The organism is Thermoplasmata archaeon, assembly GCA_035622275.1.
GTDB lineage: Archaea > Thermoplasmatota > Thermoplasmata > Lutacidiplasmatales > UBA184 > Lutacidiplasma.
Map to the genome: position 1 here is coordinate 1 of DASPVQ010000021.1, position 14,279 is coordinate 14,279.

12 protein-coding genes are annotated in these 14,279 nt (G+C 73.7%); 5 read left to right on the forward strand and 7 right to left on the reverse strand.

The features are described from left to right. Positions 1-817 precede the first annotated feature (817 nt). Together VEL82_06655 and VEL82_06660 are read right to left on the reverse strand one after the other, a co-directional pair. Positions 818-1,327: a PaaI family thioesterase gene (locus VEL82_06655; protein HXW67535.1), complete on the reverse strand. Its 510-nt coding sequence runs from the start codon at positions 1,325-1,327 to the stop codon at positions 818-820. A 59-nt stretch (positions 1,328-1,386) separates the two neighbouring features. Beyond that, positions 1,387-1,794: a hypothetical protein gene (locus tag VEL82_06660; protein ID HXW67536.1), complete on the reverse strand. Its 408-nt coding sequence runs from the start codon at positions 1,792-1,794 to the stop codon at positions 1,387-1,389. A 222-nt stretch (positions 1,795-2,016) separates the two neighbouring features. Here VEL82_06660 and VEL82_06665 point away from each other — a divergent pair, with 222 nt between their 5' ends. The 3 genes from VEL82_06665 to VEL82_06675 all read left to right on the forward strand — a co-directional run bounded on the left by VEL82_06665 (position 2,017) and on the right by VEL82_06675 (position 7,625). Continuing rightward, the gene (locus VEL82_06665; GenBank protein HXW67537.1) at positions 2,017-3,504 is read left to right on the forward strand and encodes a serine hydrolase; all 1,488 of its coding nucleotides are present in this window, start codon (positions 2,017-2,019) and stop codon (positions 3,502-3,504) included. A 138-nt stretch (positions 3,505-3,642) separates the two neighbouring features. Further along, positions 3,643-4,827, forward strand: coding sequence for a serine hydrolase domain-containing protein (locus VEL82_06670; protein ID HXW67538.1), 1,185 nt, complete (start codon positions 3,643-3,645; stop codon positions 4,825-4,827). Positions 4,828-4,949: 122 nt separating this feature from the next. After that, positions 4,950-7,625, forward strand: a complete 2,676-nt coding sequence (locus VEL82_06675) for a carboxypeptidase-like regulatory domain-containing protein (protein ID HXW67539.1) — start codon at positions 4,950-4,952, stop codon at positions 7,623-7,625. Positions 7,626-7,637: 12 nt separating this feature from the next. Here the strand turns inward: VEL82_06675 and VEL82_06680 are convergent, their stop codons facing one another. Genes VEL82_06680 through VEL82_06700 form a run of 5 tightly spaced genes read right to left on the reverse strand, consistent with a single transcriptional unit; the run spans position 7,638 to position 11,946 of the window. Beyond that, positions 7,638-8,603, reverse strand: a complete 966-nt coding sequence (locus tag VEL82_06680) for a hypothetical protein (GenBank protein HXW67540.1) — start codon at positions 8,601-8,603, stop codon at positions 7,638-7,640. Then, positions 8,600-9,931, reverse strand: coding sequence for a DUF58 domain-containing protein (locus VEL82_06685; GenBank protein HXW67541.1), 1,332 nt, complete (start codon positions 9,929-9,931; stop codon positions 8,600-8,602). The genes VEL82_06680 and VEL82_06685 overlap by 4 nt, the downstream gene beginning before the upstream one ends. Before the next feature lie 13 nt (positions 9,932-9,944). Continuing rightward, positions 9,945-10,961, reverse strand: a complete 1,017-nt coding sequence (locus VEL82_06690; GenBank protein HXW67542.1) for an AAA family ATPase — start codon at positions 10,959-10,961, stop codon at positions 9,945-9,947. Continuing rightward, positions 10,958-11,476, reverse strand: a complete 519-nt coding sequence (locus VEL82_06695) for a hypothetical protein (GenBank protein ID HXW67543.1) — start codon at positions 11,474-11,476, stop codon at positions 10,958-10,960. Before VEL82_06695 ends, VEL82_06690 begins: the two co-directional genes overlap by 4 nt. After that, complete coding sequence (locus VEL82_06700; GenBank protein ID HXW67544.1) at positions 11,473-11,946, reverse strand: hypothetical protein; 474 nt, start codon at positions 11,944-11,946, stop codon at positions 11,473-11,475. Before VEL82_06700 ends, VEL82_06695 begins: the two co-directional genes overlap by 4 nt. 150 nt (positions 11,947-12,096) lie before the next feature. Between VEL82_06700 and VEL82_06705 the strand changes: the two genes are divergently transcribed. Next, positions 12,097-13,374: a hypothetical protein gene (locus VEL82_06705; protein ID HXW67545.1), complete on the forward strand. Its 1,278-nt coding sequence runs from the start codon at positions 12,097-12,099 to the stop codon at positions 13,372-13,374. After that, entirely contained in the window at positions 13,371-14,279 is a 909-nt protein-coding gene (gene hemC / locus VEL82_06710; GenBank protein ID HXW67546.1) for a hydroxymethylbilane synthase, read from the forward strand. Before VEL82_06705 ends, hemC begins: the two co-directional genes overlap by 4 nt.

Below are 14,279 nucleotides of genomic sequence, written 5' to 3' on the forward strand. Positions count from 1 at the left end.
ACAACGAGTAGGCGACCAGCGCAAGGAGCACGACGGCCACACTGGCGACGAGCGACGTGACGCCCGCCCCCCCCGCTCGTGGAACGAGTGCGCTCCCCCCTGGTATCCGCCGAACTCGTGGTCGTTGCTTCGTCTCGGCTCGAATCCGCGGCACCCATTTTCTCAACCTCTCCCGCTCTTCTGGGACAGTATCGATCCGGACTGCGTGACGGCAGAACGTTGGCAGAACATCGGCACGTCGTCGGGCCGGTCTGCGGGTGTTCCCGGCACGACGCAGACCGCGCGCTCGGTGCGCGCGATCATGGAGAGGTCGAGGAATCGCGTTCCGATAGATAAATTCGTATGGCAAACTCTGCTCGAAGCCGGGCGAATCCACTGTCAGCGGCCGTTTCTCCCGAGAGACCTAACCCACCTGCGCGGATGCCAACCCGGTCCGGGGCTCCCCCGGCTCGGGGCAGAACTGCGAGAGATCACGAGTCCCTCGCCCTCGGATCCGGGGATGGAGCCCGCGGGTGTTGCGATCCCTCGGCGAACGTCGAATGAACTCGGATGGGCCGGGGCCCCAGCGGTCTAGCCCGAGTCGTTGGGGGGTTGGCCCGCAAACGACTTGCGAGATATACTGGATGCTGATCGCTCACGACCATCTACGTTCGACTCCCCGCGGATCGATCGGCCGCCGCTAGTTCGGTCGAATGGGCGCTTGTCGCGCGGGATGGATGCGCCATGTCTATGGAAGAAGGATGGGCAGAGTCGGGACCGGGCTTGCTTGCTCTCCCGAGCGATGGCGCGACCTCCCTTGCGACGGCGGGTCACGCTGTCATCGGTTCTCAGGACGCAGAACCAGAATCGTCGACGTCGCGTGCGCGTACAGCCGTCGCGCTCGGTCGACCATGCGGGCCTCCGTCGTCGCGATCCGAGCCCCCGCGTGGACCACATGGCCCTCGGCTCGCAACGTCCCCGAGGCCTCCGTGACCGACCGCAGGAAGTTGACCTTCAGCTCCAGCGTCGTGTAGCCGACCCCGGCCCGCAGCGTCGTGTGGAACGAGCAGCCCATCGCCGTGTCGAGCAGCACCGTCACGATCCCTCCGTGCACGTTCCCGAGCGGGCTGTACATGTACTCCGCGGGCTCGAACTCGAAGACGACCGAGGACGGCTCCACGGACACGATCCGCACCCCCAGCATCTCCATGAACGGGGGGGCGGGCAATACGCCGGTCTGGAACGACCGCATGAACTCGAGCCCGTTCTGGGTTCGCAGCGGCTCGGCGAACCGGCCGGGATCCGACCAGGCGAACTGGCGTTGGCGAGGGTTGACCGAATCCGGCATTGGGGACTTCGCCCGGCCGCGTGGCCATCGGCGTTTCGTTCTTGAGCCCTTGCCCGGGCTCAGACGGGTTGACGCCGCGCGTTGGCGAGCGTCCACGCTCCGCGCCGGCGCAGGTTGTAGCGCTCCGCGGCGAGTATCTTGTCCCGGACCTCCGCTCTCGCCCACAGAGCGCGAATGATCGATCGACCTTCGGCGACGTTGGGATAGAACGCGAGCTCCAACCACAGATCCTCGCCCGCCCGGACGCGGAGCGATCGACGCACGTGCTCGGGCGCGCGGCGCCGACGCTGCGGCGGCGTGACCAGGTAGAGCCAGGGACCGGCGCCGCCGGCCCGGGCGGTCCGGGGACGTACGGCCGCGTAGGCCGCCCGGCAGCTCCGACGAACGCGTTCTCGGTCCCGTCGCGCCGTCACGAACAGCTCGAGATGGACCGCACCGAGACGGCCGGCATTCACGGAAGTCGCCACGGCCTCGCAGACACGGCCTCGAATGTGATGTTTTCGCCCGGGCGCGGGCCGGGACGCGTCGGACCGCCACCGAAACGACGGCCCCCACGCACCGTTGCCGGGTGGCGCTCCGGTCCACCGGCTGCGCGCCCGCGGGCTCCACGGGAGGGGCGCGAAAGCGCCCGGTCAGCGGCCGGATCCGCGGAGCACAGGTTTGGGTGGCCTCCGCGCTGCGCCCGGTTCGTGAGCCCTGCATCCGAGAACCTTCGCTGGAGCGAGTTCGACCGGTGGACACGTCGCCGTCGCCGGTCGGACGATGTCCCCGGGCTCTCGGTCGGGCTGTTCCGCCGCGGCCGCCGGCCCATCACCCGGGGATACGGCTGGCGCGACCGCGCGCGCCGCCTCCCCGCGAGCCCGCAGACCGTCTTCGGCACCGGCTCGGTCACCAAGTCGTTCACGGCGCTCGCCGTTCTGCGCCTCCAGGAGCTCGGCGCTCTGCGCGTCCGCGATCCCGTCGTTCGCTACCTTCCGGAGTTCCGGACACCGGATCCCCGTCGGACGGCGCGCATCTCCCTCCACCATCTGCTCACGCACACCTCGGGGCTGCCGCCGCTCCCGTCGCGGTTCTACATGTGGGCCCGCAGCGAGGCGCGCGCCCCGACCTACGAGTCGAGGGCGGCGCAGCGCCTCGGTATCGACCCGACCCATCCGCCGATCGACCGCTACGAGGACCTGATCGAGTTCCTCGGGAGCGCCCGGTACCGGCTGGTCGGCGCGCCCGAGCAGTACTTCAGCTACTCCAACGAAGGATACTCGCTGCTCGGTGCCGTGATCGAGCGGGCGAGCGGGCGGACCTTCGAGGGCTGGCTGGACGACGCGATCCTCCGGCCGGCGGGCCTGCGCTCCGCCACATTCGACCCGGGGGTCCTGGTGCGGTCCGACGAGGTCACGACGCTCTACTCGGCGAACTGGCACCGCGGGGGTGCGCCGCTCCTCGCCTCGCAGGAGTGGACCGTGGAGGGATGCAGCCGGCCGGCCGGCGGCCTCACCATCAACGTCGAGGACCTCCTCCGATTCGTCGAGCTCGTGGTTCGCGGCGGCCGGGTCGGCGGGCGTCGGATCCTCTCCACGACGAGCGTCACCGAGATGATCCGGCCGCACGCCGAGCTGTTCCCGGGCCTCTACTACGGGTACGGGGCCCTCGTCCGGCGGGACGAACGGGGACGGGTCCTCGCGTTCCACGGCGGGGCGCGGCCCGGCGTTTCCGCCGTCTGGGCGGCGGCCCCTTCCGCCGGCGTCGGGGGAGCCGTGCTCGCGAACCGCATCGAGGCGCCCACGGAAGCGATCGTCGCGGCCGCGATCAACCCGATGCTCGGGCGGGCGCGCGACGTGCCGCTCGTGGGCCTGCCCGAGCCCGGAGTCGTTCCCCCCTCCCTCGACGAGTACGGGGGCTGGTACGGCTCCGGGGAGTTGAGCTGGTACGAGATCCGGGCGCGCCGACGGCACCTGAGGGTCGACGACCGGGGCCTTCCTCCCCGCTTCTCCGACCTCCGGCTGCGGCCGATCGGTGGCGACGACTTCGCGGCGGGGACAGGGGCCGCGGCGACCTGGGTGAGGTTCCTTCGCGACCGCCAGGGCCGCGTGATCGCCATGAACCGAAGACTGCGCTTCGTACGCAAGCGCGACCCGCGCGATCGGGCCGCGGCGCGACGCGGCCGGATCGTCTGGTAGCGCCCGATCGCGACCGCTCTTCCCCACCGAGTGCCGCCGGGTCCACCGAGGCCCCCGGCCGCCCTCGCCATCGTCGGGGGACCGCCGCGGGGCCCTCGCGGGTCGTGGCATTTAATCCGACGAGGTGCTCCCCGGGTGGTGGCGACGATCCTGCACCCGGGCTCAGCGGCGGCCGTCGGGATGTCACTGGAGCGGATCGGCCACCTCGGGGAGCTCGCCGGCCAATGGCTGCGCGAGGGCAACGTGCAGACGATGGTGCTGCTCGTGGCCCGTCGTGGGCAGATCGTCTTCCACCGCGCGTTCGGCCCGCTCACGCCGGACCCCGGCGCTTCCCCGACGCCGCTCGACGCCATCTTCCCGACGGCCTCGGTCGGGAAGGTCATCACCGCGACGGCGGTGATGCTCCTCGTCGAGGAGGGCCTCGTCGGCCTCAACCGTCCGGTCTCGGGCTACCTGCCCGAGTTCCAGGGGGAGGGCAAGGACGCCGTCCTCGTGCGGCACCTGCTCACCCACACCTCGGGACTGCGGGGCGAGGACGTGGAGCGCTTCGTGACGCAATCGCGCGGGGAGCTCGAGATCCCGCCGGCGACCGGATCGCTCCACCCCCTCTTGAACGAGTACTTCGCGCGGCGCTATCGCTGCCCGCTCTGGAAGCCGCCGGGCGTGGAGATGTCCTACCTCCCGTACGGGTTCGAGCTGCTCGGGGAGATCGTGCGCCGGGTCTCCGCGGAGCCGCTCGACCGGTTCGCTCGCGACCGGATCTTCCGACCGCTCGGCATGGACGACTCCTCCTACTGCCCCGTCGACGTCGCGCCGCAGCGGCGGGTCCGCCGCGCGCCCGAGCCCGATCTCCCGACCGACGCGACGGACCTCGCCCACGAGACCGAGCGGCTCTACTGGGGATCCGGCGGGGTCGAGACCACGGCCCATGATCTCGCCGTGTTCGGCCAGATGTTCCTCAACCGCGGCCGCTACGGCGACGCTCGGATCCTGAGTCCGGCGGGCGTCGCGGCCATGACCCGCAACCAGATCCCGGGCATCGGCGCCGAGTTCTACGGGCAGGTGTTCCCCGAGGCGTCGTTCGGCTACGGCTGGAGCGTGCACGGCGATAAGACCGGCATGTGCGGGGGCCTGTACTCGGCCCGCGCGTTCGAGCACTGGGGACGGGGTGGGTCGTACTTCTGGGTCGATCCGGATCTTGCGATCGTCGGCGTCTACCTCTCCGCGACAGCGTGGTCGCTCGACACCGTGGTCCACTGGTTCCGCTACAACCGAGCGGACCTGTTCCAGGACGCGGTCACCGCGGCCGTCTCGGAGCCGTAGCCCTTCCCCCGGGCGCGACCGGCGTGAGAGGCGGCCGGGCGCGAGCCGGGGCCCCGGCCCGTCGGTCCGGAAAACAGTTTACGCGGCGAACCCCCTCCGCCCGACGACGGTCGGAGGGGACCGTGCCGCTGACCGACTCCGAGCCGTGGGGAGCGCCGCGACGCTGCGCGCCGCCGTACGCGTTCGCGATGGCGGCCTTGGTGATCGGCACGTCGCTTCTCCTCGCACCGACCCCCGGTACCGCCGCGGCGCTTGCGCCGCCGGCGACGGTCCACTGCGCGGCCGGACCTCCCGACGGCGATGGCCGACCCGCCGTGACCCACCCGAGCTGCCCGGTCGCCCCGCGGCCGAACCCTCCATCGGTCCCGTCGAGCGGCTGGGAACTCGCCGATGACCTTGCCTGGGCGCCTTCCAGCCCACCCGCGGCGGCGACGGGCGAAGGGGCGGGCCTCGCCGGCGACGCTCCGTCCGCGACCGCGGTCCTGTTCGGCGGGGCCGTGAACGGAACGCTCTCGGCGAGCACCGAGCTCTACAACCAGTCGACCGGTGTGTGGACCACGCTCGCTCCTGCGACCGGCCCGTCGGCCCGCAGCGACTTCGCCTTCGGCGCGGATCCGGAGCTAAACGAGGCCGTTCTCTTCGGCGGGGTCGTGAACGCGACGGCCCAGCGCGTGGATGCCTCGACCTGGATCTTTGACTTCGCCGCTCGCAGCTGGACGAACGTCTCGAGCAGCCTCGCCCCGCCTCCGAGAGAGGACGCCGCCTTCGCCGTCGATCCGACCGGGGGGTTCGCGCTGCTGTTCGGCGGCGTCGACCCGGACTACTCGCCCACGAGCTCGTTGACCTACCGCGACCTCTGGCGGCTCGACCTCGGCACATATGCCTGGACCGAGGTGACCGTCGCGGGGGCGGCCGCGCCGCCGGCGCTCCAGGGAGCGGAGCTCGCCTGGGATCCCGACCTCGCGCTCTTCCAGCTGTTCGGCGGTTGTTACCCGTGCTCCTCGGCCGTCTGGGACTTCGATCCGGTCAACTCGACCTGGTGGGAGCTCGCTGCTCCGGCGGGCACCCCTCCCTCCGCGCGCGAGGACGGCGCCTGGACCTTCGACCCCGTCCGCGGAACCGAGGTCCTCTTCGGCGGGACCGACGGGGTCGTCGACTACGCCGACACCTTCGAGTACGAGCCCGGGGCGAACGCCTGGGTGACGGAGACCGCGCCGGGAGGACCTTCGGCCCGCGCGAGCCCCGCCGCCACCTGGCTCGACGTCACCGCCAACGAGACGCTGCTGTTGAGCGGGGGCACCGGCGTGACGGCGCCCGACCTCTGGCAGCTCGCTCCGGTCTCGAACATGAGCGTCGAGGTCGACAACGCCTCCTCGCGCGCCCCGATCGCCGGGGCGTTCGTGGACCTCGACGCGAAGGCCGCGGGACGGACCTCCGCGGCCGGCGTGCTCAACCTCACCGACCTCGATCCCACCGAGACGAACCTCAGCGCGATCGCGCTCGGCTACGCCGGGGCGACCGCGACGTTCTGGCTTCCTCCGAACGCCTCGGTCGTCCGGGCGTTCTCGCTGGCGCCGGTCCCGCCGGGCCGCCTCACCGTGCGGGTCGTCAACGCCTCGGGGGTGCCCGTCCCGGGCGCCGCGGTCACGGCCGTCACGCTCGGGATCCCGGATCCCGAGGGCCCGCTCGCGACCTTGGCGAACGGGACCGCGGAGTTCTTCGGCCTCCCGACGGCCCTGCCGGTGCCGAACACCACCGTGACCGTCACCCACGCCCTCGACCACGCGGCGAACGCGACCGTCGCGGTGCCGCCGGGCGGCGCGGTCGCCGTGACGGTCGTGCTCGCGTCGTACGCGAGCCTCGATCTCGAGGTGATCGGCGAGCTCGCCAACGACACCGACACGCCGGTCGCGCACGCCCTGATCCTCGAGAACCTCACCTCGCTCGGCACCACCGACGACGAGGGGTGGCTCAACACGACCAGCCTCGTGCCGGACTCGGCACGCTTCTCGATCACGGCCGACGGCTTCGATCCCGCGCTCGCGGACCTCCTGTTCCCCTACTCGGGCGTCGTGGTCCACCGCATCTACCTCTCGGGCGTGCCGTTCGGGGCGATGGAGGTGACCGTCGTCGACGGCGTCACCCTCCAACCGGTGCCGGAGGTCGAGCTGGTCGCCCGATCGAACCTCTCGCTCTCGAGCGTGAGCGCGGGGACGATCGGGCTGACGAACCTGAGCGGCGAGGCCCTCCTCCCGCTGCCGCAGGCGATCTACTCCCTGACCGCCTCCGCCGCGGAGTACCTCGCCACGACGACCCCGTCGGACCTCGGCATCCTCTCCGGCCGCACGCTGAACGTCACCCTCGCCCTCACGCCCCTCCCCGGCGCGACCGTCGACGTGCTCGTGCACGACGCGCGCTCCGGCGCTCCGATCACCTCGGCCGAGGTCGCGGTCGAGTACGCGACGACGTACAACACCTCGGGCCTCGGCTGGGCGAACTTCACGAACGTCCACTTCGGGCCGATCGAGATCGTCGTCTCCCACCCGGGCTACGCCCCGAACGATACGCTCGGCGATTTCTTCCCCAACGAGATCGACGACCGGTACCTCGTGAACCTCACGCCGCTCCCCCCGACCTCCGCGCTGCCCACCCCCGGCGGCGCGCTGCCCAACCTCGTGGCGGGCGGGGCCGCGTTCTGGCCGTTTCTGGTCCTCTTCGGCCTGGTCGCCGGCGGGACGGCGCTCTACCTGTTCGCGCTGCGCATCCCGCGACGCGGCGAAGGCGCGGGACCGCCGTAGTCCGGCGACGACCTAGGCGCGGCCGGCCCGATGGGCCGGGGCGACCGGATCGGGCGCGCCCGGGGCCCCGCGCTCGAACGGTCGCCGCACGACCAGGATCACGGCGGCGACCGCCGCGATCGCGCCGACGCTGGTCCCGCAGAGCCCGGTCGTCGGGGCGAGCGAGATCCCGAGGGCGACGAGCCCCGCGACCACGACCGCCGCGAGAAGGGCGGGCAGACCGGGGAGCCGCCCGAGCGGCGGGGGCTCGGCCCGTGATCGCGCGGCGAGCGCCGCTCGAAACTCGGCTGAGAGCTCGTAGGTCGCGGCCGGGTCCTCCTCGCCCGCTCGCCCCGCCTCGACGGTGGGCAGTTCCGCGCCACTCCCGGTCGCCGGCCGAACGAAGGTGAGGAGCGTCGCGAGCGTCGCGAGCCCGACGAGCGCCACGAACGCGGGGTCGCTCACGGCCTCGAGCGGGAGCGTCGCCCCCGGGGCGCCGGCGATCAGGTTCGCCACGCCCCGGGCCTGGGAGCCGATCACTTCGAGGTAGCCGGCGAGCAGGCTCGCGGTCGACAGACCGCCGGGCAGCCCGAGGGAGATCGCCCGGGCGGCGAGGAGCGCGAGCGCGTCGGCGGCGGCGACCGCGAGGCCGAGGACGCGCGTGCCGAGCCCCTCCTCGTCCCGGCACGTCACGATGAACAGGATGAGGGGCCCGGCGGCGAGCGCGCCGAAGGTGACGGTGTCGCCACCGCTGCCCAGCGGCGAGGAGCCGAAGATCGTCCCGACGACGACGAGCAGGAGCGCGACGAAGATCGCCGTCGCGAAGAGGCCGCCGTGCGCCGGCCAGAAGTACGGGAGGACCACGATCGCGGCGGCCGCGGCGTACGCGGCGACGAGGCTCGCGAGCACGCCGGGAGGAAGGCCGGCCACGGTCGCCGCCGCGGCGTAGACGAACGCCGGCGCGCCGAGCAGCACCCACAGCGAGCCCGCGAGCCTCATGCGGTCGCGCCGCCCCCGCCCCGCAGCCGGGCGTAGCCTCCGGCGACCTCGCCCCGCAGGCTGCCGCGGTCGAAGCTCGTGACCGGCACGCCGATCGAGCGTACCGCCTCCGCCGCGGCCCGCGCGCGCGCCTCCTCCGGGCCGACGCTGAAGTCGACCAGCTCGGCGGCGAACGGCTCGGCGACCGGCGGGAACATCCCGGCGGGATCGGGCGCGAAGACGTGCAGTCGGTGGCCGGCCCGACGGAGGTCCGCGAGGACCGCCCCGGGGGGTTCGCGGCCCGGCTCGAGCGCGGTGAAGGCGAAGATCGCCGTCGGGCGCCGGAGGCGCGGCGCGAGGTAGGCGAGCGCGGTCCCGAAGCGGAAGGTGCCGGGCTCGATCGCGGCGGCGCTCAGCGTCCGGTCGACCTGGGCGCGGTGCTCGAGGCGGTGGTCGACCTCGAGGAACTCGACCGGCCCGTCGGTGAACAGGAGGACCCCGACCTGGTCGCCCTGGGAGAAGGCGTAGCGGGCGACCAGCAGCGCGGCGTCGACCGCCTGGTCGAGCGCGTCCGCTCCGGCGACCCCGAGCGCCATTGCGCGGCTGACGTCGAGCAGCAGCAGGAGATCGTTGCGGTTCTCGCTCTCGGTCTCGCGCACGTAGAGTTGCTCGAGCGTGGAGCGCTTCCAGACGATCGAGCGGAAGTCGTCGGCGGCATCGTACTCGCGCAGCGAGCGGAACTCCGAGCCCGCGCCGCGCCGGGCGGCCAGGATCTCGCCGACCGGCTCCGAGCGCAGCCGGCTCACGAGATCGGTCCGCCAGATCGAGGACGCCGGGATCACCTCGACCGGCCAGCGGGTCTCCACCGTCGCGATGCGGAAGGCGAGCCCCACCGGATCGTGCGCGACGAGGATCGTCGGGCCGATCTCGAAGGCGCCGCGGCGCTCCGGTCGGTAGGCATAGGCGAGTCGCTTGGTCTCGCCCGGCCCCCACCAGGAGAGGAGGCGGGGCTCGCCGGCCAACGGGTGGAACGCTTCGGGGAGGCGGTCGTAGATCTCGACGAAGCAACCGGCGCCCGGGCCCCGGTCGAGCCGCAGCGCCATCGTCCCGGTGCCGCCGACCGCGACCTGGCTCGAGTTCTCCGAGCGCTGGGCGGTGAACGCGTCGCTCGCAAGGCTCCGCGTGGCCCACGCGAAGCCGAGCAGCTCGATCGCCGCGAACGCGAGCACCAGGACGCCGAGCAGGAGGATCAAAAGGTTGAGCGCCAGGTACCCGACGAGCAGCGCGAGCAGGCCGCCGGCCACGAGACCCCAGCCGCGGGGCGTCGGCAGGACCCGGGCGAGCGTCACGGACCCCTCGGAGCTAGCGCGGGACCGCCACGCGGTCGACGGCGCCGCTCACGACCTCGCGCAGCACCTCGGGCTCGCGTGGCGCAGCCCCCTCGCGCCCGGGCGGACGACGGACCTCGGGCTTCAGGATGATCCGGTGGTTGAGGGTCGCGAAGGCGAGCGCCCGCACATCGTCGGGGAGCACGTAGCGGCGGGCGTCCAGCGCCGCCCGCGCCCGGGCGGCCCACAGCAGATGGACCCCGGCCCGCGGCGACGCCCCGAGCAGGATCCTCGGATCGTTGCGCGTCTCGCGGACGACGTCCGCCACGTACTCCAGGATGGCGGGGCTCACGTACGTCGCGGCCTGCCGGGCGCGCAGGAGCGCGACCTGCTCCGCGGTGACGATCCGTGGCGCGGGCTCCCGCCCGGGCGCCTCGCCCTGCCGCCGGAGGATCTGCACCTCGTCCGGACGGCTCGGGTAGGTGAGCAGGTAGCGGAACAGGAACCGGTCGAGCTGGGCCTCGGGCAGCGGGTAGGTACCGCCCTGTTCGATCGGATTCTGGGTCGCGATGACGAGGAACGGACGGGCGAGCGGGTAGGTCCGTCCGTCGACCGTCACCTGGTACTCCTGCATCGCCTCCAGCAGCGCGGACTGCACCTTCGGCGGCGCCCGGTTGATCTCGTCGGCGAGCAGCACGTTGGAGAACACCGGCCCCGCGCGGAACTCGAGCGAGCGGCTCGACGGGTTGAGCACGACGTTGCCGATGATGTCGGCCGGCAGCATGTCCGGCGTGAACTGGATGCGGCGGAAGGTGAGGTCGAGGGCGTGGGCGAAGGACCGGACCAGGTAGGTCTTGGCGAGCCCGGGCACGCCCTCGAGCAACAGATGCCCGTCGCACGCGAGCGCGATCGTGAGCGCCTCGATCGCGTCGCCGTAGCCGATCACGTTCTCGCCGATCGCCTGCTGCAGCCGGGAGAGCAGGTCGGCGGGCACGCCGACCGCCTCCGCGCTGCCCGCGTCGCCGCGCGGCTCGGGTCCGGCGTCGCTCACGGGGCCCCCTCCAGCGGCACGAGCACCGGCGCGAGGTCGGCGAGCGAGGCCCGTAGCAGCGCGAGCGAGCGGCGGCGCCAGGCCGGACGGCGCCAGCGCAGGAGGAGGTCCCGCGGGTCGGCGGATTCGGCGAGGAGGGCGAACCGGTACGCGCGCTCGAGGCTCGCCATCGCGCGCAGCAACAGCTGGGCCGTCGCCGAAAGGCGGCGGCGACGCCACCAGCTCGGGCGCCGGGGCGCGACGGAGACCGCGAAGCGGCGCGCGAGCACGCGCGCCGTCCGATAGTGGGCGTAGGCGATCACGGGGGCGATGCGGCCGTGCTCGAGGCCGTCGTAGACCGCCGCCGCCGGGCCGCGGATCCAGGTGCGGTCCGGCCGGGTCGGTGCGAACCGGGGCGGGAACCTCCCGTGATCGAAGAGCACCCAGGCGATCGCGAGGAGACCGAGGAGGAGCAGCGGCAGGCCGTAGGCGACGTTCGTCACCAGCCCCGCGACGAGGCCCGCGAGGTCGGTCATCCGTCCGGGCCCCCGCTGCCCCCGCCGGGCCCCGGGGACCCGCCGCTCGGCGCGCGCCTCCCCGGCCGGGGGCCGGGCCGCGCGGCCGGTAGCGCGCGGAGCGCGGTGCGCGCGTAGAGCTCCCGCAGCAACGGGATCAGCTCTCCGGGGGTTCGGTCGTGCGCGGTGCCGTAGCGCACCGGTTCGTAGAGCTCGTAGAGCCGGACGAGGAGGTCCGGGAGCGACCCCGTGTCGGACCGCAGGCCGTGCGCGACCACGTCGCGCCCGGTCCAGTGCCTCGGGAAGCGGACCCCGTAGGAGCGCTCGACGTCGACCATCACCCGGGGGAACGCGTCGAGGACCGCGCCCGGGTAGTCCGACGCGGCGACGCGCCGTTCGGCCGCATCGAGTACCTCGCGACCGGCGTCGCCCCACGGGGGCTCGGCCGACTCGGACCGGGCGCCCGGCGTCTTCCCGTCCGCCGCTCGCACGGTGTCCTCCGGCCCGGTCGGCTCCGGAGAGCCGCACCCGAGTTAAGCTCGACCCGACGCGCCTCGAACCCACGACCGGCGCGCCCGATGGTTCGTACCCTGCCGCAAAAAGGCCGGCCGCGAGTCCACGGGCGGCCGGAGGTACGGCCGGTGCCGTCCACGCCGATCGCCCCGATCGAATCCGAGCGCGCCGCCGGCGCCGGGCCGGACGTCGGGGATCCCCACGCGCCGTTCGCCACGCCGATCGCAATCGGGGGCTTCGAGCTGAGCCTGGACACCGCACCCATCGACCTGCTCGAGTCGGTCGCGCGGTCGATGACCGCCCAGCGGCTCGACGACTGGTTCTCGAGCGTTCCGGGCACCGACGAGCTCGCGATCCTCTCCACCTGCCATCGGGTCGAGATCGTCGTGCTCGCCCGGTTCCCCGACACGCTCGAGCGGTGGCTCGAGGTCTTGCCCGGCCCGCGCGAGCGCTGGCGTCGATCGGAGGGGCGGGCGACCGTGCGGCACCTCTTCCGCGTTGCCGCCGGCCGTGAGTCGTTGGCCCTCGGGGAGGCTGAGGCACGCCGGCAGGTGCGGACGGCCGGCTTCGGGGTGCGCAGCCGCCATCCACGCCCGGTGCTGCGCGAGCTCTTTCAGGCCGCGGCGCGGGCCGCGGACGACGCCCACCCGTCGGTGCCGTCGTCCCGCTCGATCGCCGCGATCGCCGTGCAGCGGCTGCTCGCCCTCGTCCCGGGCGAAGCCCCGCGCGTGCTCGTCATCGGCTCGGGTACCGTCGGTCGACAGGTCGCCGAGGGGCTCGGCGACCGGGCCCGCGTCACGCTCGTCTACCACGTCCGTCCTCCCGAGCCGGAGTTCCTCGCTCGGACCGGCGCCGGCGCCGTCCCGCTAGCGGCGCTGGGCGAGGCGCTCGGGGAGTGCGACGCGATCGTCACGGCCGCGAAGTTCGGCGACCACGGCCTGGGCGCCGCTGATCTCCCCCCCGATCGGCGGCTGGTCGTCGTCGATCTGGGCATGCCCCGCAACATCGACCCGGCGGTCCGCGGTCGATCGAACGTGCGGCTCGTGGACCTCGAGGAGCTGCGGGCCTTCGCCGAAGGGCCGCGCGCGCTCGAGGCGCCGGATCCGCGGATCGACGAGCTCGCCGAGCACTACGGCGATCGCCTCGATCGGTTGCTGCTCGAGCCCTGGATCGACGCGTTCCGCCGCGCGACCGAGGAGGTCCGCCGCGGCGAGCTCGACCGGGCGCGCGCCTACCTCGGCGTCCTCGCCCCGGGCCAGGAGGCGGCGATCGACCGGCTCACCCGGCGCCTCGTCACCCGCCTGCTCGAGGCGCCGACCGAGCGGCTGCGCGCGATCCCGGCCGGCCCCGAGGGGGACCGACAGCGCCGCCTGGCGCTCGAGTTCCTCCGCCCGGCCCACCCGTGACCGACAGCGTCCGGGTCGGGACCCGGCGCAGCCGGCTCGCGCGCCGACAGACCGGAATCGTGCTCGACCGGTTGCGGCGGTCCGCGCCGGACCGGCGGTTCCGCACCGTGCCGATCGAGACGAGCGGGGATCGGGACCGCCGACCGGGGGTCGCGCCGGACTTCACCGATGCGATCGACCGCGCGCTCCGGCGCGGAGAGCTCGACCTCGCCGTGCACAGCGCGAAGGACCTTCCCGTCGAGCTCGACCCGTCGCTCTGCCTCGCGGCATGCCCGCCCCGGGCCGACCCGAGGGACTGCCTCGTCCTCCCGTTGCGCCCCCGCTCGAGCGCGCTCGCGCGCGGCGCTCGGGTCGGCTCGAGCAGCCTGCGGCGGCGGGCCCAGCTCCTGCGCTGGCGGCCCGACCTAGAGGTGGTCGAGGTCCGCGGCAACGTCGACACACGGATCGGCCTCGTGCGGTCGGGACGCGTCGACGCGGTGATCCTCGCCGTCGCCGGCCTCCAGCGGCTGGGACGGGGAGCGGAGGCAGGTCCGCGGCTGCCGCTCTCCCGTTTCCTTCCCGCCCCGGCGCAGGGCGCGCTCGCCGTCGTGACCCGGGCCGGCGACGACGAACTCGGGCGGCTCGCCGGCCGCATCGACCACGCGCCCACCCGCGCTCGCGTGACCGCCGAGCGGGCGTTCGCCGCCGCCCTCGGGGGCGACTGCCGGGTCCCGCTCGGCGCGCTCGCCTCGGTGCGCGGCCCGACGGTGGCGCTCGTCGGCGAGGTCCTCTCCCCCGACGGTCGCACGAGCCTGCGTCGGGTCCGCTCGGGCCTCCGGACCTCGGCCGACGGCCTCGGGGCTCGGCTCGGTCGCGAGATGCTCGACGCGGGGGCGCTCGACCTGCTCGCGAGCGCCCGCCGTTAG